Here is a 20,078-nt window from a genome sequence, read left to right on the forward strand (position 1 = left end):
TTTTTGTTAATGGTTTGAAAATAAAACGAGCAAACATGGAAAATAAAACGATATTACCGGCTGAATGGTATCCGCAAAGTGCGGTTCAACTAACCTGGCCGCATGAAGGGACGGATTGGGCGCCGATACTCGACGAGGTGGTACCTTGTTTTGTGGAGATTGCCAAAGAGGTGATCAAGCGGGAGAAGTTATTGATTGTTTGTCCGGATGAATCGGCGGTACGCTCTCAGTTGGGAGATGTGGATTATAGCCGTATTATTTTCCGCGAAATGGAGACAAACGACACCTGGGCACGCGACCACGGAGGTATTTCCGTCTTCGAGGAAGGTACTCCGGTTGTATACGATTTCGTATTCAACGGCTGGGGAATGAAATATGCCGCCAATCATGATAATCTGATCACGCGGAAGTTGTTTCATAGTAAAACTTTTGCAGAGGAGGTGATCCCTGTCAATATGCAACCGTTCGTATTGGAAGGCGGTAGTATCGAGTCGGATGGCAAGGGTACTTTGCTGACTACGGTCGAATGTCTTTCTTCCGTGAACAGGAATGAATATCTTCAGCAGGAAGAACTGGAAAATTATCTGAAACAGGTATTCGGCCTGAATCGTATTTTGTGGATAGAGAGCGGTTATCTGGCCGGTGACGATACCGATAGCCATGTCGATACATTGGCCCGTTTCTGTAGTGAAGATACGATCGCTTATGTACAATGTACGGATGAAGAAGATGAGCATTATGCCGAATTGCAGGAGATGGAGGAAGAGCTGAAAGAGTTTAAGCAAGAGAATGGCGAACCCTACCGGCTGATCGCTTTGCCAATGGCTGATAAAGTGGAAGGGGAGGGTGAACGTTTGCCGGCTACCTATGCAAATTTCTTGATTATAAATGGGGCGGTATTGGTTCCTTTCTATAATTCACCGAAAGATGAGGTTGCAAAAGCGGCTTTGCAGACGGTGTTCCCGGACAGAGAGATTGTAGGTATTAATTGTTTACCGTTAATTAAACAACATGGTTCATTGCATTGCGTGACGATGCAGTATCCGAAAGAATTTATTGTATGAAAGTTGGATTGATTCAACAGGCGAACACCTGTGACCGGTTAGATAATATAAAGAAATTGAAAAGTAATATCTGTCTTTGTGCCGAAGAGGGAGCGGAGCTGGTGGTGTTGCAGGAATTGCATAACGGCCTGTATTTCTGCCAGACGGAGGACACACAGGTATTCGACCAGGCGGAAACAATTCCGGGACCCTCTACGGAAGAGTTCGGTGCGTTGGCTAAAGAACTGGGGATCGTACTGGTGCTTTCCCTCTTTGAGAAACGTGCTCCGGGATTGTATCACAATACGGCGGTCGTATTGGAGAAAGACGGAACAATTGCCGGAAAATACCGGAAGATGCATATACCGGATGATCCGGCTTATTACGAGAAATTTTATTTCACTCCCGGTGACCTGGGATTCGAACCTATCGAAACGTCGGTTGGAAAACTCGGAGTATTGGTTTGTTGGGATCAATGGTATCCGGAAGCAGCCCGCCTGATGGCGATGAAAGGAGCCGAATTGTTGATCTATCCGACGGCTATTGGTTGGGAAAGTAGCGATACGACGGAAGAAAAGAAACGCCAGCTGGATGCCTGGGTTACGATACAACGCGGACATGCCGTAGCAAATGGCCTTCCGGTGATTAGCGTGAACCGCACGGGACATGAGACCGACCCTTCGGGACAGACAAACGGTATCCAGTTCTGGGGTAATAGCTTTGTAGCCGGCCCGCAGGGAGAATTGCTGGCCGAGTTCCCGAACGACCGTGAGGAAGTACGTGTTGTGGAGATCGACAAAGCACGGAGTGAGAATGTGCGTCGTTGGTGGCCGTTCTTCCGTGACCGTCGTATCGATGCTTTCGGTGGATTGACGGAGCGATTTTTGATATGATATGAAATTTTGTAATAAAGAAGAAGCCGTCCGGAAGATGAATCGATTGGGATTATCCGGACGGCCTTTTATATTTGTCGTCGATTATAAGCAGGAACAGGTCTGGGTGGCAGAGCCGGATGCGGTTGATCCGGAGGAGGTGTTGTATAACCTGAATGGTTTTACCAATGCAATCGGCAATGGAATGCAATTTCCGGAGAAACAGATCGGTTGGGAAACAAGACCTGTCTCTTTTGAAACCTATTCCCGGTCTTTTCAAACGGTGTCCGATCATATCCATGCCGGAAATTCTTACCTTGTCAATCTGACTTGCGCGACTCCGGTACGGACCAACCTGACACTGAAAGAGGTCTTTTCTTTTTCAAGAGCCCCTTACAGATTATGGTTGAAAGATCGTTTTGTCGTTTTCTCTCCCGAAATATTCGTGCGCGTAGAGGATGGCTTTATTTATTCGTATCCGATGAAAGGGACGATCGATGCCTCTTTGCCGAATGCCTGCGAAAGGATTTTGGCAGATAAAAAAGAAGAAGCCGAGCATGCGACGATTGTCGATCTGATCCGCAACGACTTGAGCCAGGTAGCTTCAGAGGTGACGGTGTCACGATACCGATATATCGACGAGCTACAGACCAATAAAGGCCGCTTATTACAGGTTAGCTCGGAGATCAGAGGAAAATTGCCGGATAACTGGAATGGTAATTTAGGAACTATGTTGTTCAGCCTCTTACCAGCCGGTTCTATAACCGGTGCGCCGAAGAAAAAGACGATGGAGATTATCGCGGAAGCTGAAACGTATGAACGCGGATTTTATACCGGTGTAATGGGATATTTCGACGGCAACCGCCTGGATAGTGCCGTTATGATCCGTTTCCTGGAGCAGGCCGGCGACCAGTTGTTGTTTAAAAGCGGTGGCGGCATAACCTCCCAAAGTGATTTACAAAGTGAATATAATGAAATGAAACAAAAAGTATATGTGCCCATTTATTGAAACAATCCGTATAGAGAATGGGAAGGCAGTTAATCTGAGCTTCCATAATTACCGCTTCAACCGGACGCGGCGAGATATCTTTGAATGTAATTTACCCGTGAATCTGGCTGATTTTATCCAGCCGGGAGAATATACTGAACGGACCCGGTGCCGGGTGGAATACCAGGAAGAGGTAGAGAAAGTAGAGTATCTTCCGTATACCCTTCGTCCGGTAAATAGTCTGAAACTGGTCACCTCCGACGGGTTGGATTATACCTATAAAAGTACGGATCGTCAGAAGCTGGATGAGCTGTTCGGACAAAGAGGAGAGGCAGACGATATCCTGATCGTGCGCGACGGCTTTCTGACGGATACCTCGATTGCCAATATAGCCTTATGGAATGGAAGTCAATGGGAGACACCCGAAGTCCCTTTGTTGGAAGGAACGATGCGGGCGTCTCTATTGGGGAAAGAAATGATTGTTCCGGCTGCTATTCGTCCACAGGATCTGTCTCGTTATTCACTGATCCGTTTGTTCAATGCGATGATCGGGTTCGGTGAGATCGAATTTCCCGTGGCGAATATCCGTTAGATTATACGTTTGTCAATACGTGTTGCGGATTAAATATATCAGGTTCGGCTATTTGAGGATGTAATAAATGGTATTACTGATACGGGCCTGATATACTTTATTCTCATGCATAAGAGAGCATAGAGCCAGACAAAGCTCGGTGTCCTGGAAATTTGTCGCTCTTTGTAATTCAGCAAATGTACTTCTTCCAACCTGGCACAAAGTCTCATACAATTGGGATATGCTCTGAGACATCTTTAAACTTAGTGTATTCATAAGCTGTTTATTTATAAGTTAATACTATGTTGATCGGGTAGTAGGGTGTACTGTCCCCGTCTCTTTGTTTCGGAAGCTAATCTACAGGAAAGTTTTGGATGAACCTGCCCCTTTTTTACCGTAACGGTAATTTGAGCGACTCAAACGGAATATTTGGAAACTGAAATAAAACGGAGTAAATCTACCCTATTTTCGGTAGTCTCAGTACGAACCGAATCAGTGCCACGAATACCTTCCCGTATTTATCCAGTTTGATTTCACCCACACCTCGTATTTCACTGAATTCCTCCAGCGTGACCGGCTTCTTCTGTACCATATCTTCCAGTGAATCATCCGAAAAGATGATATAGGCAGGCGTTTGTTCTTTTTCGGCAATCTGTTTACGGAGTTGCTGGAGTGAATCGAGCAAGGTTTCTTCGACCGATGCCGATTTGAGTGGTTTGATCGGGCGGTATTTGAATTTGGAATCTTTTCTTCTGAAATAAGTTTTCTCTTCCGGTTCTTTGTAAATGGACATCATTGCCTTCTGCTCTCCGAACAGTATTTTTCGTCCTAACGGAGTAACTTTCAAGATACCGGCATTGACGTAATCGATTTCAATATACCCCAGTTGGAGCATCTGATACAAATATTCTTTCCATTCTTTATAAGAGAGATCTTTTCCGACACCGTATGTTTTCAGTTTATCGTATCCTTTCTCGGTGATATCCGCTTTTTCCGATCCACGAAGAATGTTAATCAGCATATTCATGCCGACAAACTGGCCTGTGCGGAAGATGGCGCTGAGTGCCTTTTGTACCAGTACGCTTCCGTCGAAACGTTGGGGAGGGTTCTTGCATACATCACAATTCCCGCAATCCCGGTCAGTCTCTTCCCCGAAATAACTCAACAGGATACGGCGGCGGCAGATATCCGCTTCGCAATACCGTCGCATCCGGTTCAGCTTCTGTAGGTTGACATCTTTCTGTCCGCTTTCTTCGGCAAAACGGCGGAGGACAAGCAGGTCGCCCACCGAATAGAACAACAACGTATCACTTTTCATTCCGTCCCGTCCGGCACGCCCTATTTCCTGATAATAGTTTTCAATGCTCCCCGGCATATTGTAATGGATCACCCAGCGCACGTTACTTTTATCGATTCCCATGCCGAAAGCGACGGTGGCGCATACCACATTCACCCGGTCGTTGATAAAATCGTCTTGTGCCTTTTCGCGTTTGGGGGCAGGTAGTCCGGCATGATAGGCGGTTGCCTTGATCCCGTAAGAGGAAAGTTCTTCCGCCAATGCCTCGGTACTGTTCCGGCTCATACAATAAACGATGCCGCTTTGCCGGCGGTGGGCGTTGATGAAATGAACGATAGCTGCCGTCTTTTCCTTCTTGTTCAGTCCCCTCCGGATAGTGAGAGACAGGTTGGGGCGGTCGAAAGAAGAAATGAAGACTTCCGGATCACGGAGGTTCAACTGGTTGATGATATCGGTACGGGTTACTTTGTCGGCCGTTGCCGTCAATGCAACGATCGGTACTTTGGGGAAATGTTCTTTCAGGACGGACAACTGGGTGTATTCAGGCCGGAAATCGTGTCCCCAATGTGAAATGCAATGCGCTTCGTCGATGGCGATCAGTGAGATATCCATACGTGGAAGCAGCCAGTGAAGTTCGCTAACCAATGCTTCGGGTGAGAGATAAAGCAGTTTGATTTTTCCCTGGATGCAGAGTTGCTTGATCTGATGCCGTTCCTCTTCGGGCATCATGCTGTTGAGTGCCGCCGCCGGAATCCCGTTGGCTACCAATCCGCCCACCTGATCTTTCATCAGGGCAATCAGCGGGGAGATGACGACCGCCGTTCCTGGCAGGTAAATAGCCGGAAGTTGGTAGCAAATCGATTTCCCTCCACCGGTAGGCATCAGCACCAGCGAATCCTCTTTCCTCAAAATGCGTTGTATAATCTCCGCCTGTAACGGGCGGAAAGAAGTATATCCGAAGAACTTCTTTAACAGCAACAATAACTCTTTCATCATCCAATAATCAATTTACAAAGATAGTATAATTTCTAATTTACTTCCATGTATCTTTGTATTACTTCTTACTTCTTTCTGTTTTAAGACTATTATGTGATTGCCAGTTTATTACAGTTTCCTCGTAGTTGCTCTCTTTGGAAACTCCAGTTCCCTGCGGAGGAAACTGTAATTCCCTGCGGAGGAAACTGTAATTCCCTGCGGAGGAAACTACGGGTTACTCCTGAAGAAAATATTATCTATGTATATAGGAATGTAAGGTAATATCGATATATTTGACTATCTTTGTCCCATTATTTATTTAACGAGCCGTGACGGCTCAGCATTTTATTAGATGACATTTGAACAATTACAACTGATCGAGCCGATACGTAAGGCTCTCAGAGAAGAAGGATACACCATCCCAACCCCTATACAAGCAGAAGCGATTCCCAATGTTTTAGATGGATACGATTTATTAGGTTGCGCACAGACCGGAACAGGTAAGACGGCAGCTTTTTCAATCCCTATTTTACAAAATCTGTATAATGAACGTCAGAGTGGATTTGCACGTGGTATCAAAGCATTGATACTAACGCCTACCCGTGAGTTGGCGATCCAGATCGGGGAAAGTTTTTCTGCGTATGGAAAATATACCAAGCTGAAACATACGGTTATATTCGGTGGAGTGGGACAGAAGCCCCAGACGGATGTGCTTAAGCAGGGAGTGGATGTGCTGATTGCAACGCCCGGACGTCTGCTGGATTTGATCAACCAAGGTTTTATCAGCCTGAAGACATTAGACTATTTTGTCCTGGATGAAGCCGACCGTATGCTCGATATGGGATTTATTCATGATATCAAGCGTATCCTGCCCCTATTGCCGAAGAAACGCCAGTCGTTGTTTTTCTCGGCTACTATGCCTCCCGAAATAGAACGGCTTGCCGGAACAATCCTGGTAGAGCCCCGGAAGGTAGAGGTCACACCCGCTTCATCGACGGTGGATAAGATCGACCAGTCCGTTTATTTTGTAGAAAAGGGGGAGAAAGTAAGTCTGCTTACTCATTTGTTGAAAGATTCTTCGTTGGAATCGGTACTGGTATTTACCCGGACGAAGCATGGGGCGGATAAAGTAGCCCGTGTCTTGGCGAAAGCGAATATCGGAGCGGAGGCTATTCATGGAAACAAGAGCCAGACGGCCCGCCAGCGTGCGTTGACCAACTTTAAGGATCATACGACCCGTGTGCTGATCGCAACGGATATTGCCGCCCGCGGTATCGACGTGGATCATCTTTCGCATGTGATCAATTACGAACTGCCCAATGTGCCGGAAACGTATGTGCATCGTATTGGCCGTACAGGTCGTGCGGGACGTAGCGGAGTGGCTTATTCTTTCTGTGATGCCGAAGAGGTTCCATACCTGAAGGATATACAGAAACTGATCGGTAAGCAAATACCTGTTGCCGGGGGAAACGAATTTGAAACGGCGGAAGTAAAAGCAGCCGTAGCCGATAAAAAAGAAGCTATCAAGCAGGAATCCAAGCGCCGCAATATGTTCGGTAGCAAACGCGACGGAAGCTACTGGCGGAATAAGAAGCGGGCAGAAACCGGAAATCAGAAGACAACTAAAAAGAAATAAAGACATTATTCCTGATGGAGTAAAAATCGGGAGCTACATGCTTTGAAATCCGTATGATTAATTATATTTGCAGGCGTTGGATAATCAACGCCTTTTTTTATTCATGAAAGCATAAAATATGAAAAATCTACTATGTATAGCTGCCGGAATAGGAGCTATGTTCACCTTAAACGTCTATGCCCAAACGGGGCAGCAGCCCAACGTGGTGGTTATTGTAGCTGACGATTTGGGGTACGGCGACCTGAGCTGTTATGGCGCTACCACGATTCGTACTCCGGGGATGGACCGGATAGCCAATGAGGGATTGCGTTTTACGCAGGGATATTGTACGGCGGCTACTTCTACGCCCAGCCGTTATTCTCTTCTGACCGGGTTGTATCCCTGGACAAATAAAGATGCCAAGATACTTCCGGGCAATGCGGCTTTGATCATTGATACCCAGCAAATCACTTTGCCGAAGGTGATGAAGCAGGCGGGATATACAACCGGTTCGGTCGGTAAATGGCATCTGGGACTGGGTGACGGGGCGGTCGACTGGAATGAAACGGTTTATCCCGGAGCAAAAGAAGTGGGATATGACTATTCCTTTATCCAGGCGGCAACCAACGACCGGGTACCTTGCATCTTTATTGAAAATGGAAAAGGTGTCGGACTCGATCCGAATGATCCGTTGTATGTCAGTTATAAGCATAATTTCCCGGGTGAACCGACCGGTAAGGATAATCCGGAATTGCTCCGGATGCATCCGAGTGTGGGACATGCCGGATCGATCGTGAATGGCGTTCCCCGTATCGGATTTCAGAAAGGCGGTAAAGCTGCCCAATGGAAAGACGAGGATATGGCTGAGTTGTTTCTGGAGAAGGCAAAAGGTTTTCTGAAAGACAATAAGGACAAACCGTTCTTCCTGTATTACGGATTGCATCAGCCGCATGTGCCTCGCGTACCGAATCAGAAATTTGCCGGAAAGTCGGGAATGGGACCCCGTGGAGATGTTATTCTGGAGGCAGACTGGTGTGTGACGGAGTTTTTGAATGAACTGGATCGGTTGGGATTGACGGAAAATACGTTGGTAATTCTGACCAGCGATAATGGGCCTGTGCTGGACGACGGTTATCAGGATCAGGCCGTGGAGTTGGTCGGTGATCATAAAATGGCAGGTCCTCACCGGGGTGGAAAGACGAGCTTGTATGATGGAGGAACTTGCATTCCGTTCCTGTTGCGTTGGCCGGCGGTTGTCAAGCCCGGTGTATCCGATGCACTGGTTTGCCAGATGGATTTGCTGGCATCTTTGGCGGCATTGACGGGACAGACGTATCCGGATAAGACGGATAGCCAGAACACGTTACCTGTTTTTTTAGGAAAAAGCGATCAGGGACGTCGGGAGCTGGTTACCGAAGGTTATTTCAATTATGCCCTGCATCAGGGTGATTGGGTGATGATACCGCCTTATCCTGCTTATTATGACGATCCTGACGGGGTCGGTTTTTCCGGTCTGGGAAATTGTTATCAATTATATAATATAAAGGAAGACATCGGACAGGAACACAATCTGGCGGAAAAGGAACCCCGGCGTTTGCGACAAATGATGATGACGTTTGAAAAGCTAAAAAGAGAGACAGGAAAGATTACAAATTATTAATTGATACATTTGATTGCTTCTTTTTTTTCTAAACATATTTGAGAAGTTGATTAAATATTATAAATTTGCCCACTTAACAAGAAATACTAATAAAATAACATGGAAAACACTCGTCGTTCCTTTCTTAAGAAAATGACCGCCGCCGGAGTTGGCGCGGCAGGTTTGGCCATGGCTGGTACAGCATCGGCCACTACAGTAGCAGGTTCTCCGGAACCTCAGAAGAAAAAAACAGCCGGAAAAGATGATGGCAAACTACGTTTCGGATTTATCGGAACTGGTTCTCGTTGTCATGAACACATCAATAACGTGTTGGCTATCCCCGGCAATAAGATTGTTGCCATCTGCGATATCCAGCAGGGACCTATTGATCGTACGCTGAAACACATTGCTAAATTTAACGTTGACGCTCCGAAAGTGTACAAAGGTGGCGAACGCGAATTCGAAAAGATGTTGAACAACGAAGAATTCGATTGCGTGATCATTGCCAGCCCGTGGGAATGGCACGTACCGATGTCGGTAGCTGCTATGAAAGCCGGTGTTCCTTACGTAGGTGTGGAAGTTTCTGCCGCCAATACGTTGGAAGAATGCTGGGACCTGGTCAATGTATCGGAAGCAACAGGAAGCCATCTGAACATCATGGAAAATGTTTGCTATCGTCGTGATTGTATGGCGGCATTGAACATGGTTCGCGAAGGTTTGTTCGGTGAATTATTGCACGGTGGTTGCGGTTACGAACATGACTTGCGTGATGTAAAATTCAATGATGGTAAGAACTATACTTACCAGAAGGGTGGTGAGTTGCGTATGGGGCCAACTGCTTTTGCTGAAGCTCAGTGGCGTACGAATCACTCTGTACATCGTAATGGGGACGTGTATCCGACTCACGGTATCGGACCGGTTGCCAATTGTATGGATATCAACCGTGGTAACCGCTTCGTTGCTATGTCTGCTATGGCAACTCAATCTCGCGGATTGCATAAGTTTATCGTAGATAATGGTGGTGAAAACCATCCGTTGGCTAAGGTTCGCTTTAACCTGGGTGACATCGTGACATCTATGATCAAATGTGCAAACGGTCAGACCATTATCGTTACTCACGATACAAACTCTCCTCGTCCTTATTCTTTGGGATTCCGTATTCAGGGTACAGATGGCTTATGGATGAACGATGGCGATCATGTATATGTGGAAGGCCAGTCTAAACCTCACCGTTGGGATAATTCTGACGAATGGTTCAAGAAATACGACCACAAACTATGGGCTCAGTTGGATGCTCAGGCAAAAGAAGCCGGTCACGGTGGTATGGACTTTATCATGATGTATGACCTGATCGATCGCATCAAGAACAAACGTCCGGCTCCAATGGATTGTTATGATGCTGCTGCATGGAGTGCTATCTCCGCTTTGTCAGAAATGTCTATCGCTCGTGGCGGTGCCTTGGTTGACTTCCCTGATTTTACTCGCGGACAATGGATTAACCGTAAACCAGAATTCGGTATGTAATATGTCGGGGGTGTAAGGGCGGTTCGCGAACCGCCCCTACGGAACAACAATATAAATGAAAAGGCTATCGGGATTCCGATGGCCTTTTTTGTTTACTTCAACCCTTCTATCTCTTTCAGCCATAATGTTGCCATTGCATCGCTCGGCATACGCCAGTCGCCACGTGGGGAAAGGCTGACGGAACCGACTTTCGGGCCGTCGGGCAGGCAACTTCGTTTGAATTGTTGCTGGAAGAAACGGCGGAAGAACGTATAGAGCCATTTTTTGATTGTCTCCTTGTCGTAATTGTCTTTGAAAGCCTGCCCGGCCAGGAAGTAAATCTTGGCAGGTGAGGTGCCGAAGCGGAGGAAGTGATACAGGAAGAAATCGTGTAGCTCGTATGGGCCTACCAAGTCTTCCGTTTTCTGTTTGATATTTCCGTTTTCATCTGCCGGGATCAGTTCAGGGCTGATAGGGGTATCGACGATATCCAGCAAGGTAGCGCGGGAGGCTTCATCCACCCGGTTGTGTGCAACCCATTCTACCAGGTATTTGACCAATGTTTTAGGGATACTTCCGTTGACGCCATACATCGACATATGATCGCCGTTGTAGGTCGCCCAACCCAGTGCCAGTTCCGACAGGTCGCCGGTTCCGATCACCATACCGCCCACTTGGTTGGCTACGTCCATCAGGATTTGGGTACGTTCGCGTGCCTGGCTGTTCTCGTAGGTTACATCATGGACGGACGGATCGTGGTTGATGTCTTTGAAGTGTTGGAGGCAGGCATCTTTGATCGAAATTTCTTTCAGGGTGACACCCAGGTGGCGGATCAGGTCGCAAGCATTGGTATAGGTGCGGTCGGTGGTTCCGAAGCCGGGCATGGTGATACCGAGTATCTGACTCCGGGGGATGCCGAGCGCATCGAAGGTCATCACGGTTACCAACAGGGCTAATGTGGAATCCAGTCCACCCGAAATACCGACAACCGCCGTTTTAGAATGGGTATGGACCATGCGTTTGGCTAGTCCGGCTACCTGGATCTGGAAGATTTCTTCGCAACGCTCTTTCAGAGCATCGCCGGAAGGAGTGAAAGGATGCGGGTCGATCGGGCGTGTCAGTACCGGATCTCCGGAAGTTTCGGACAGGGCGAACGGGACTACGATCGTTTCCTCAGGTAATAAAGTGGAGGCTCCGTGCATGAAGCTGGTGTTTACGCGACGGTCGTTTTGCAGGTTTTCAACGTCGATCTCACTAATGATGAGTTGTTCCTGCATGGTGAAGCGCGGTGATTCTTCCAGGAGATTTCCGTTTTCGGCAATGATGCCGTTACCTGCAAAAACAAGGTCTGTGCTGGATTCTCCGAAACCGGCGGAGGTATAGACATATCCTGCCATACAACGGGCAGATTGCTGGCGGATCAGCGAACGAAGGTAATGGTGTTTACCGATCAGTTCGTTGCTGGCGGATATATTTACCAGGATATTGGCTCCTTCCATTGCGAGTAGGGAACTGGGAGGAACGGGAACCCACAGGTCTTCACATATCTCGATACCGACTTTTACTTGTCCGGAGGCGAATAATAGGTGACTATTCATTGGGTATCGGTTGTTTCCGATCGAGATGGTTTTATCCCATAACTCGGTAGCGGATGTAAACCAGCGCTGTTCCTGAAATTCTTTGTAGTTCGGCAGATATGTTTTTGGAACTACGCCTATTATCTTTCCGCTCTGAAAAGCGATGGCGGCATTGATCAGTCGGTTGTCCGTTACGAGCGGGGCACCGACGATGGTGAGCAGGTTCAGGTCGGCGGTGTCACCCACGAGTTTTAATAGGGCCTGTTCTGCATTCTTCAGTAAAGTTTGCTGGGCAAACAAGTCGAGGCAGGTATAGGCCGTCACCGACAATTCGGGGAAAGCGATCAGCTGGACTCCCTTTTCCGATGCCTGGCGCATCAGGTTTTCTATCTGCCCTATATTATAAGAGCAATCTGCCACCTGTACGTGGGGGACGGCTGCTGCTACTTTTATAAATCCGTAGTTCATATTCTATTTGTTTATCGTATTGCTTGTTTGAGTTTATCGGGGGCTTGCCGGCAATCGAAGATATTATTTATACGTATCTTATCTTTATTGATGTGATAAACGATCTTATAATGACCACTAATCAAATAACGATACTCGTGAGGATCGTCGGCTAAAGATGGCTCTATTTGTCCTATGAAAGGCATGTGTATAAGCCGTCTTGCTTCTGCTTGAATAGCTTCAATTATACTTTGGGCAACTCTTAAAGAGACCTCTTTTTTATAGTATAAGGCTATGGTTTTTAATTCTTTTTGGGCAGGTCGAGACCAAATAAGACGATACGCTATTTCCACCATGTTTTTATTTCTTCAGAAAGTTCTTCATCGGTGATATATTCTCCGCGCTCGATTGCTTCTTCCGATTCCCTGATTGCCGCAATCATTTCTTCTTGCGAATGAACGACGCAAGGACGAGGATTCTCTTTCTTGGCAAAGAATTGAAGCATTCCTGTTTCATTAATTCCTTTTCTTTCGTGAAGCTCTTTTTCTGCTTGGTCGATTTCTTGGTTGGCTTCTTCAAGGCTATATGCGATAGGAGACAAAGTAATAGTCTTTTTCGTCATTATCCGCTTCGCATACTTTTCCAGTTTAGCCATTGTTTCGAGGCTATCCATCTTGTTGAGATATTTCTCGATGAAGTTTTCTCTCCATTGTTGTAATTCCATTGCCGTCATAACGTAAACTCCTTTCTTATATAATGATGCTCCAAAGGTATGTATTTCTCCGGGAATATGAAAGAAGGGAAGCCATACTTCGTAGCATGCTTCCCTTGTAAACACAAAACAATCAACAAAAAACTATCTGATAAATAATAATTCGCGATATTTCGGTAATGTCCACATCTGGTCGTCTACAACCAGTTCTAGTTTGTCGATGTGGTAGCGGATCTCTTCCAGCATTGGGACGATGGTGTCGTGGTAGGCAATGGCCTTTTCGCGTTCGCTCTCGATCTTGTTGGCAACCTTACGAGCTTCGACCATTTCGTCGACCTTTTCCTTGATGAAGTTGGTGCGGCAAGCGATGTCTTCGATGATCTCCAGGTTGCGGGCGGAAAGGACGGATGCCTTGTCTGCCGGGAAAAGATCTTTCATTTTATAAACGTTGTCGACCAGCGAAGTCTGATAGCGGGTGGCGATAGGGATGATATGGTTCATCGTCAAGTCGCCCAATACACGGGCTTCGATCTGTATCTTCTTTGTATATGTTTCCCATTTCACTTCGTTACGGGCTTCCAGCTCTTTGCGGGTCATGACGCCTGTCGACTCGAACATCTTGATGCTACTTTCTTTCAGGTAGTTGTCGAAAATGACCGGTACACTGGTTTCACAATCCAGGCCGCGGCGTTTGGCCTCTTCTTTCCATTCATCGCTATAACCGTTGCCGTCGAAATGGATGGCTTTACATTCTTTGATGTCTTTGCGGAGCACTTCCAGGATGGCGGCAAACTTGTCTTTACCGGTTGCGATCTTTCCGTCTACCTCTGCTTTAAATAGCTTCAATTGTTCGGCAACGGCGGCATTCAGAGCCAGCATCGCCGAGGCACAATTGGCTTCGGAACCTACGGCGCGGAATTCGAAACGGTTTCCGGTGAAAGCGAAAGGAGAGGTACGGTTACGGTCGGTGTTATCGATCAGTAATTCGGGGATACGGGCGATATCCAGTTTCATTCCCTGTTTACCGGCCAGCATGAGATCCTCCGGTTCACTCTTTTCCAGATGGTCTAAAACCTGTGATAACTGGGTTCCCAGGAAGCTGGAGATGATTGCGGGAGGTGCTTCGTTGGCTCCCAGGCGGTGGGCGTTGGTTGCGCTGGAGATACTTGCTTTCAGTAATCCGTTGTGACGGTAAACGGCCATCAAAACATTTACAACGAAAGTGATGAAGCGCAGGTTGTCTTCCGGAGTCTTACCAGGTCCCATCAGGCCGATGCCTGTATCGGTACCCAGCGACCAGTTGTTGTGCTTACCTGATCCGTTCACTCCTTTGAATGGTTTTTCATGCAACAGGACACGGAAACCATGCTTGCGGCTGATCTTACGCATCAAGGCCATGACGAGCAGGTTGTGGTCGTTTGCCAGGTTACATTCTTCAAAGATAGGAGCCAGCTCGAATTGGTTGGGAGCTACTTCGTTGTGGCGGGTCTTCAATGGAATACCCAATTTGAGAGATTCAATTTCCAACTCTTTCATAAATTCCATGACGCGGGTAGGAATGGCACCGAAGTAGTGATCTTCCAGTTGCTGGTTCTTACTGCTTTCGTGGCCCATCAGCGTACGACCGCTAAGCAACAGGTCGGGACGGGCGGCATACAGACCTTCGTCTACCAGGAAGTATTCCTGTTCCCATCCCAAATAAGCGTATACTTTCTTTACATCCGGATTGAAATAGTGGCATACGTCGACGGCGGCTTTATTGACGGCTTCCAATGCTTTCAGCAAGGGAGCCTTATAGTCCAGCGATTCGCCGGTATAAGCGATGAAGATGGTCGGTATACACAAGGTATCGCCAACGATAAAAGCAGGGGATGAAGGATCCCAAGCCGAATAGCCGCGTGCCTCAAACGTATTTCGGATACCGCCGTTCGGAAAACTGGAAGCATCCGGTTCCTGTTGGATCAGGAGTTTGCCGGCAAATTCTTCAACCATTCCGCCTTTGCCGTCGTGCTCTACGAAAGCATCATGTTTTTCGGCGGTTCCTTCGGTCAGAGGATGAAACCAGTGGGTATAATGGGTTGCTCCCATTTCGATCGCCCATTTTTTCATACCGGAGGCTACGGCATCGGCCGTTTCCCGGTCAAGAGGAGTTCCGTTATCGATAGAATCGACTAGTCTGGCATAAGCCTTTTCCGGAAGATATTTGAACATCTTCTCACGGTTGAATACGTTCTTTCCGAAATATTCCGACGGACGTTCTGCCGGGGTGGCTACTTCGGCGGCTCTTTTCTTGAAGGCCGATTCTACAACTCTGAATCTTAACTTTGACATACTATTTGATTTTAAAGTAAGTGTTTGTTATTATTTATCTTCCGGGAAGGGAGAAGGTACCTTCCTTTCCACATCCTGATGCAGTAATCACATATGTGGAGGGATTGCTGCCCTATAAAAAGGAGTATAGAGTTACCCGCCATAGTTGGGGCTTGGCATTGCGGTATAACATTCTATAAAATCGAAAAGCTGCGGCCGGCTTCTCTATACGGTCCTTTTCATGAGATAACCTGAATTGATACATTGTTTAGCTCTTTTGTTCCATCCTGCTTCCTACATTGTCAATTGTTAATTGTCAATTCTCAATTTTCAATTATTCAGAGCCACTTCTTCAGCCTGGCCATTGCCTCTAAAGTGTTGTCCCGGTCGCCAAAGGCGGTGAGTCTCAGATAACCTTCGCCACTCGGGCCGAATCCTACGCCCGGTGTGCCAACGATATTGACTTCGTAAAGCAACTTATCAAAGAATTTCCAGGAGGAGAGCCCTTTCGGAGCTTTTACCCAGAGATAAGGAGCATTTTCACCTCCCCATACCTTCAGACCGCAACCCTGGAGACCTTCTTTCATAATACGTGCGTTAGTCATATAATAGTTGATCGTTGCCTTCACTTGTTCTTTTCCTTCCGGAGAGTAGACCGCCTCGGCACCCCGCTGGGTGATGTAGCTGGTCCCGTTGAATTTGGTCGTTTGACGGCGGTTCCATAGCTTGTTCAATTGTACCTTTTCGCCTCCCAGGGTAAAGCCGTTCAGCTCTTTCGGCACAACCGTATATCCGCAACGTACTCCGGTGAAACCGGCGGTCTTCGAGAAGCTACGAAATTCGATGGCAACCTTTTTCGCCCCTTTGATTTCATAGATCGAGTGAGGGATGTTCGGGTCCTGTATGTAAGCTTCGTAAGCTGAATCGTACATGATCAGTACATCGTTTGCCAGTGCGTAGTTTACCCATTTCTTCAACTCGTCTTTTGTCAGGCTTGTGCCTGTCGGGTTATTGGGGTAACAGAGGTAGAGGATATCCACCCGGCGGCTCGGAAGTTCGGGAATGAAATCGTTTTCTTCCGTGCAGGGAATATAAACGACATCGCTCCATTTCCCGTTTTCCAACACTCCGGTACGTCCGCTCATGACGTTGGAATCTATATAGACGGGGTAGACCGGATCGAGTACCCCGATACTATTATCATGGCGGAGAATATCGCCTATATTTCCGCAATCGCTTTTGGCACCGTCACTGACGAAAACTTCGCCCGGCTCCACAAATATCCCTCGGCTGGCATAATCATTCTTGATGATAGCGTCGATCAGGAAAGGATAACCCTGTTCGGGACCGTAGCCGTGGAAATTCTCCTGGGTTGCCAGGTCGTCGACGGCTTTGTGCATCGCTTCGATAACGGCTGGTGCCAGTGGTTGTGTTACATCACCGATTCCCATGCGGATTATTTTTTCTTTAGGGTGCGTTATCTTGAAACTATTTACTTTTTTCGCAATGTCGGAAAACAGGTAACTGTTCTGTAGTTTCAGGAAATGTTCGTTAATCAGTGCCATATTCGTTCTGTTGTTTTATGTTGTTGTCTTGTGGAGACAGGGGATACCTGTCTTTTATCCTTTTGTTATACTTCTATTGTCCCTTCAAATACGGTAACTGCTCCTCCGGTCATATAGACTTTACCATTGTCTTTATCCCAGTGGATGGTGAGCGGTCCGCCGTCCATGATCACTTTTGTTTTACGTTGGGTCTTGCCACATACGACTCCTGCGACGGCCGTTGCACAAGCACCTGTTCCGCAAGCTTGGGTAATCCCTGATCCCCGTTCCCATACCCTCATCCGGACTTCATCGTCTTTTAAAACCTGTACAAACTCAACATTTGTCCGGTCGGGGAAGAGGGGATGACATTCCAGCTTAGGTCCGATAGCCGGCAAGTCGATATCGTTTATATTAGTAACAAAAATAACCAGGTGAGGGTTTCCCATCGACAGGATAGTGCCGGTATAGGTTTGTCCGTCGGCTTCCAGTTCAATGGATGGTTCAATTATTTCCGGGGTTCCCATATCGACCGTTACTTCGGTTACGGTGCCGTTGGAAACCGCCAGTTGGAGAATCTTGATGCCTGATAATGTTTCCAGTGTGACTATCTCTTTGTTGGTCAGTCCTGCTTCATACACATATTTACCTATACAACGGGAAGCGTTTCCGCACATCCTGGCTTCGGAGCCGTCGGCATTGAATATCCGCATGCTGAAATCTGCTTTTTCCGATGAACCGATTAAAACCAATCCATCCGATCCGATACCTGTATGCGGTGCACTTAACTTAATGGCCAGCTCTTCCGGATTTTCCAGCGGATAAGCCATCGAGTTTACGTATATGTAGTCGTTACCGGCTCCGTGCATCTTTGTGAATCTAATTGGATTTGTCATTTCGATTGTTTTACTCCTTTGGATATTTCTTTTTGTTTTGTTATAATGCAAATATACGACGTTTTGGTATTTTATATACGATAAATGCATCTAAATGTTCTATAAAACGATGCGTGGCAATAAATTGTTTCAATAATCCCCTTTGTTTGTTATGAATTATAACTATATAACAGTAAATAGGAGCATATTGTAAGTTGGCGTAAGTGAAAACTTGTTGAAATATCGTTAAAAGGACACTTGTTATACCTGGTAAGTATGACTATTTGTCAATGAAAGGAGATGAAATAGACGCCATCCTGAACGAAAAGTAAGTGAATCGTTCAAAATGACGTCTATTTGTAAAAAGAACGGGAACTAAAAGATTACTCTTAGCTCCCGTTTTATTTAGCTAGTTGAAAAGGCCGTTTTTATAAGCCGGCTTGTGGGTCGAATGTACCGTTTTCCCATCCTTTTGTCTGTTCCAGGTTGGGGTTATTGCTCATTTCACCCCGTTTCATTGGCAGGAAGTACATTTGTTTGTTTGTGATCATTGGCGTATTATCACGATCAAACAGATAAGTGGAATAACCTCCATCTTCCTTTTTGGTCATTACTAACGCATGACGTTTTTCCTGCCCTGTCATTAATTTGTCGTAGATCATCCAGCGACGCATATCCCATAAACGTTTTTGTTCAAACAACAATTCGATAAAACGTTCTTCACGTACAGCTTCACGCATTTCTTCTTGATTCATGTTCGGATTCAAGCCATACAGCATTCCTTTCATGTCCGGATTGGAGCTGGTTTCTTTGATACCGGCACGTTTACGGATTTGTTTTAACATCTCGAATGCTTCATTCTGCTTATCTACCTCAACTGCTGCTTCGGCATAGTTCAACATGACTTCTGCTAAACGAATGTCAATGAAATCGGTTCCTGATTTCTGACATTCATCAATCGACAAACTTTGGTTGATACCTTTCTTGGAATAATATCCAGTTCGAGTACCCATGTTTTTCCCATACGCATAGTCATTTCGAGCATCTTCATTCAATTCCATCTTTTCGTTGAAATAAGTGCTACCTTGGTAAACTATTGTTGCATAGAAACGATTGTCACGATTTTCCCACAATTTAAAGATATCTCCGCTACCTTCTTTTTCCCAATCGGCATAGGTGTAGGTTCCACCATCAATAGTCGGGAAGCGGTCGATAACCTCTTGTGTCGGATGACATCCACCGGTAGAATTTTGTGAGAATTTGATTGGTCGAACTGCCGCATCGCGGTTATGTGTACGGGTTGGGTTTTCATAGCGGATAGCAAAGATTACTTCTTTGTTCATTTCTTCCAAGAATAATTCACCGTAGTCTTCGTATAAGGCATGTCCTTGACCGATCAGGTAGTCAAGTGTCGCCTTGTTGCTGTCGTATGCTGTTTGCCAATGTTCAATATTATTGCTTGGATTGAATTGCGGACTGGCACGGAACAACAATACTCGTCCTAAGAAAGCTTTGACACCTCCTTTAGTAATACGTCCCAAATCAGTGGCTTCGTATGCATCAGGCAATTTATCTGCACAAGCATTTAATTCATTAATAATGAACTCAAAGCATTCGTTGGTTGAATTACGTTTGACAAAGAGGTCGTCTGTTATCTCTTGGGGTACTGTTATCAAAGGCACACCGCCATAGCGTTTTACCATTTCAAAATAGAGGTAAGCCCGGATGAAACGAGCTTCATGGATTAAACGGTCAGCCAGTTCACGGTCAATGGTACATACCTCCGGGTTTGATGCATTTTGTATAAAAATGTTACAATTGCGGATGTTTGCATACGGCCAGTACCAGATGGGACTATCCGGGGTAATGGTACCGTTTGTCCAAGATCCACCACCGGTAGCCTCGTCTGAGGCATCAGCTACGGAGGTGTCCCATGCCGGAATAGAGGCATATAATGCGTTCAGAAAAGAGGTTGTCAATGTTTTATCAACCCAAACTTGCTCTTCTGAGATTGAACTCAAGTCTTCTTTATCCAATATGCTGGAACATGAAGATGATAAAGCCAAAATGGCTGCACATGTAATAAATATTTTTTTCATATCGAATTACT

Annotated in this window: 16 protein-coding genes; 7 read left to right on the forward strand and 9 right to left on the reverse strand. The window is 46.4% G+C overall.

The genetic code is table 11. From position 1 onward, the window contains the following. The first annotated feature begins 35 nt into the window (after nt 1-35). From P3L47_RS13640 to P3L47_RS13655, 4 genes are read left to right on the forward strand one after another with little or no spacing between them, the layout of a single operon-like run. Nucleotides 36-1,064 carry an agmatine deiminase family protein gene (locus P3L47_RS13640; protein ID WP_277781135.1) on the forward strand — a complete coding sequence of 343 codons (1,029 nt, stop codon included), beginning with the start codon at nt 36-38 and terminating at the stop codon, nt 1,062-1,064. Further along, a complete protein-coding gene (locus P3L47_RS13645; protein ID WP_277781136.1) occupies nt 1,061-1,936 on the forward strand; it encodes a carbon-nitrogen hydrolase in 876 nt (291 codons plus the stop codon). Before P3L47_RS13640 ends, P3L47_RS13645 begins: the two co-directional genes overlap by 4 nt. A gap of 1 nt (nt 1,937) precedes the next feature. Beyond that, on the forward strand, nt 1,938-2,924 hold the full coding sequence (locus P3L47_RS13650) for an aminodeoxychorismate synthase component I (RefSeq protein ID WP_277781137.1): 987 nt from the start codon (nt 1,938-1,940) through the stop codon (nt 2,922-2,924). Beyond that, nucleotides 2,908-3,495, forward strand: a complete 588-nt coding sequence (locus tag P3L47_RS13655; RefSeq protein ID WP_277781138.1) for an aminotransferase class IV family protein — start codon at nt 2,908-2,910, stop codon at nt 3,493-3,495. The genes P3L47_RS13650 and P3L47_RS13655 overlap by 17 nt, the downstream gene beginning before the upstream one ends. A gap of 48 nt (nt 3,496-3,543) precedes the next feature. Here the strand turns inward: P3L47_RS13655 and P3L47_RS13660 are convergent, their stop codons facing one another. Both P3L47_RS13660 and recQ read right to left on the reverse strand, forming a co-directional pair. Next, the gene (locus tag P3L47_RS13660) at nt 3,544-3,750 is read right to left on the reverse strand and encodes a winged helix-turn-helix domain-containing protein (RefSeq protein WP_075556936.1); all 207 of its coding nucleotides are present in this window, start codon (nt 3,748-3,750) and stop codon (nt 3,544-3,546) included. Between the two features lie 181 nt (nt 3,751-3,931). Further along, nucleotides 3,932-5,764: a DNA helicase RecQ gene (gene recQ / locus P3L47_RS13665; RefSeq protein WP_277783700.1), complete on the reverse strand. Its 1,833-nt coding sequence runs from the start codon at nt 5,762-5,764 to the stop codon at nt 3,932-3,934. Nucleotides 5,765-6,098: 334 nt separating this feature from the next. Here recQ and P3L47_RS13670 point away from each other — a divergent pair, with 334 nt between their 5' ends. The 3 genes from P3L47_RS13670 to P3L47_RS13680 all read left to right on the forward strand — a co-directional run bounded on the left by P3L47_RS13670 (nt 6,099) and on the right by P3L47_RS13680 (nt 10,524). After that, complete coding sequence (locus P3L47_RS13670) at nt 6,099-7,382, forward strand: DEAD/DEAH box helicase (RefSeq protein ID WP_122362615.1); 1,284 nt, start codon at nt 6,099-6,101, stop codon at nt 7,380-7,382. A gap of 157 nt (nt 7,383-7,539) precedes the next feature. Beyond that, the gene (locus P3L47_RS13675) at nt 7,540-9,021 is read left to right on the forward strand and encodes a sulfatase-like hydrolase/transferase (RefSeq protein WP_277783701.1); all 1,482 of its coding nucleotides are present in this window, start codon (nt 7,540-7,542) and stop codon (nt 9,019-9,021) included. 99 nt (nt 9,022-9,120) lie between these two features. After that, nucleotides 9,121-10,524, forward strand: coding sequence for a Gfo/Idh/MocA family protein (locus P3L47_RS13680; RefSeq protein WP_122362613.1), 1,404 nt, complete (start codon nt 9,121-9,123; stop codon nt 10,522-10,524). A 92-nt stretch (nt 10,525-10,616) separates the two neighbouring features. Here P3L47_RS13680 and P3L47_RS13685 read toward each other — a convergent pair whose 3' ends face one another. The 7 genes from P3L47_RS13685 to P3L47_RS13715 form a co-directional block, all read right to left on the reverse strand. Further along, entirely contained in the window at nt 10,617-12,548 is a 1,932-nt protein-coding gene (locus P3L47_RS13685; RefSeq protein WP_277781139.1) for an NAD(+) synthase, read from the reverse strand. Nucleotides 12,549-12,559: 11 nt separating this feature from the next. Then, entirely contained in the window at nt 12,560-12,883 is a 324-nt protein-coding gene (locus P3L47_RS13690; RefSeq protein ID WP_277781140.1) for a type II toxin-antitoxin system RelE/ParE family toxin, read from the reverse strand. Continuing rightward, nucleotides 12,871-13,260 (reverse strand): hypothetical protein, encoded by a 390-nt coding sequence (locus P3L47_RS13695; protein WP_277781141.1) that lies wholly within the window; start codon nt 13,258-13,260, stop codon nt 12,871-12,873. Before P3L47_RS13695 ends, P3L47_RS13690 begins: the two co-directional genes overlap by 13 nt. Before the next feature lie 123 nt (nt 13,261-13,383). Continuing rightward, nucleotides 13,384-15,570, reverse strand: coding sequence for a glutamine synthetase III family protein (locus P3L47_RS13700; protein WP_277781142.1), 2,187 nt, complete (start codon nt 15,568-15,570; stop codon nt 13,384-13,386). A 317-nt stretch (nt 15,571-15,887) separates the two neighbouring features. After that, nucleotides 15,888-17,114, reverse strand: a complete 1,227-nt coding sequence (locus tag P3L47_RS13705) for an LL-diaminopimelate aminotransferase (RefSeq protein ID WP_277781143.1) — start codon at nt 17,112-17,114, stop codon at nt 15,888-15,890. Nucleotides 17,115-17,179: 65 nt separating this feature from the next. Then, a complete protein-coding gene (gene dapF, locus P3L47_RS13710; protein WP_277781144.1) occupies nt 17,180-17,989 on the reverse strand; it encodes a diaminopimelate epimerase in 810 nt (269 codons plus the stop codon). 407 nt (nt 17,990-18,396) lie between these two features. Then, nucleotides 18,397-20,067, reverse strand: a complete 1,671-nt coding sequence (locus P3L47_RS13715) for a RagB/SusD family nutrient uptake outer membrane protein (protein WP_277781145.1) — start codon at nt 20,065-20,067, stop codon at nt 18,397-18,399. Nucleotides 20,068-20,078 lie beyond the last annotated feature (11 nt).

The sequence above is a fragment of the Parabacteroides chongii genome, from assembly GCF_029581355.1.
Lineage (GTDB): Bacteria > Bacteroidota > Bacteroidia > Bacteroidales > Tannerellaceae > Parabacteroides > Parabacteroides chongii.

Bases quoted from the DNA above. Each gene is read 5' to 3' on its own strand.
- P3L47_RS13685 (WP_277781139.1), bottom strand. From the start codon at position 12,548: ATGAACTACGGATTTATAAAAGTAGCAGCAGCCGTCCCCCACGTACAG.
- P3L47_RS13640 (WP_277781135.1), top strand. From the start codon at position 36: ATGGAAAATAAAACGATATTACCGGCTGAATGGTATCCGCAAAGTGCG.
- P3L47_RS13705 (WP_277781143.1), bottom strand. From the start codon at position 17,114: ATGGCACTGATTAACGAACATTTCCTGAAACTACAGAACAGTTACCTG.
- P3L47_RS13645 (WP_277781136.1), top strand. From the start codon at position 1,061: ATGAAAGTTGGATTGATTCAACAGGCGAACACCTGTGACCGGTTAGAT.
- P3L47_RS13660 (WP_075556936.1), bottom strand. From the start codon at position 3,750: ATGAATACACTAAGTTTAAAGATGTCTCAGAGCATATCCCAATTGTAT.
- P3L47_RS13700 (WP_277781142.1), bottom strand. From the start codon at position 15,570: ATGTCAAAGTTAAGATTCAGAGTTGTAGAATCGGCCTTCAAGAAAAGA.
- P3L47_RS13675 (WP_277783701.1), top strand. From the start codon at position 7,540: ATGTTCACCTTAAACGTCTATGCCCAAACGGGGCAGCAGCCCAACGTG.
- P3L47_RS13715 (WP_277781145.1), bottom strand. From the start codon at position 20,067: ATGAAAAAAATATTTATTACATGTGCAGCCATTTTGGCTTTATCATCT.
- P3L47_RS13695 (WP_277781141.1), bottom strand. From the start codon at position 13,260: ATGACGGCAATGGAATTACAACAATGGAGAGAAAACTTCATCGAGAAA.
- dapF (WP_277781144.1), bottom strand. From the start codon at position 17,989: ATGACAAATCCAATTAGATTCACAAAGATGCACGGAGCCGGTAACGAC.
- P3L47_RS13680 (WP_122362613.1), top strand. From the start codon at position 9,121: ATGGAAAACACTCGTCGTTCCTTTCTTAAGAAAATGACCGCCGCCGGA.
- P3L47_RS13655 (WP_277781138.1), top strand. From the start codon at position 2,908: ATGTGCCCATTTATTGAAACAATCCGTATAGAGAATGGGAAGGCAGTT.
- recQ (WP_277783700.1), bottom strand. From the start codon at position 5,764: ATGAAAGAGTTATTGTTGCTGTTAAAGAAGTTCTTCGGATATACTTCT.
- P3L47_RS13650 (WP_277781137.1), top strand. From the start codon at position 1,938: ATGAAATTTTGTAATAAAGAAGAAGCCGTCCGGAAGATGAATCGATTG.
- P3L47_RS13670 (WP_122362615.1), top strand. From the start codon at position 6,099: ATGACATTTGAACAATTACAACTGATCGAGCCGATACGTAAGGCTCTC.
- P3L47_RS13690 (WP_277781140.1), bottom strand. From the start codon at position 12,883: ATGGTGGAAATAGCGTATCGTCTTATTTGGTCTCGACCTGCCCAAAAA.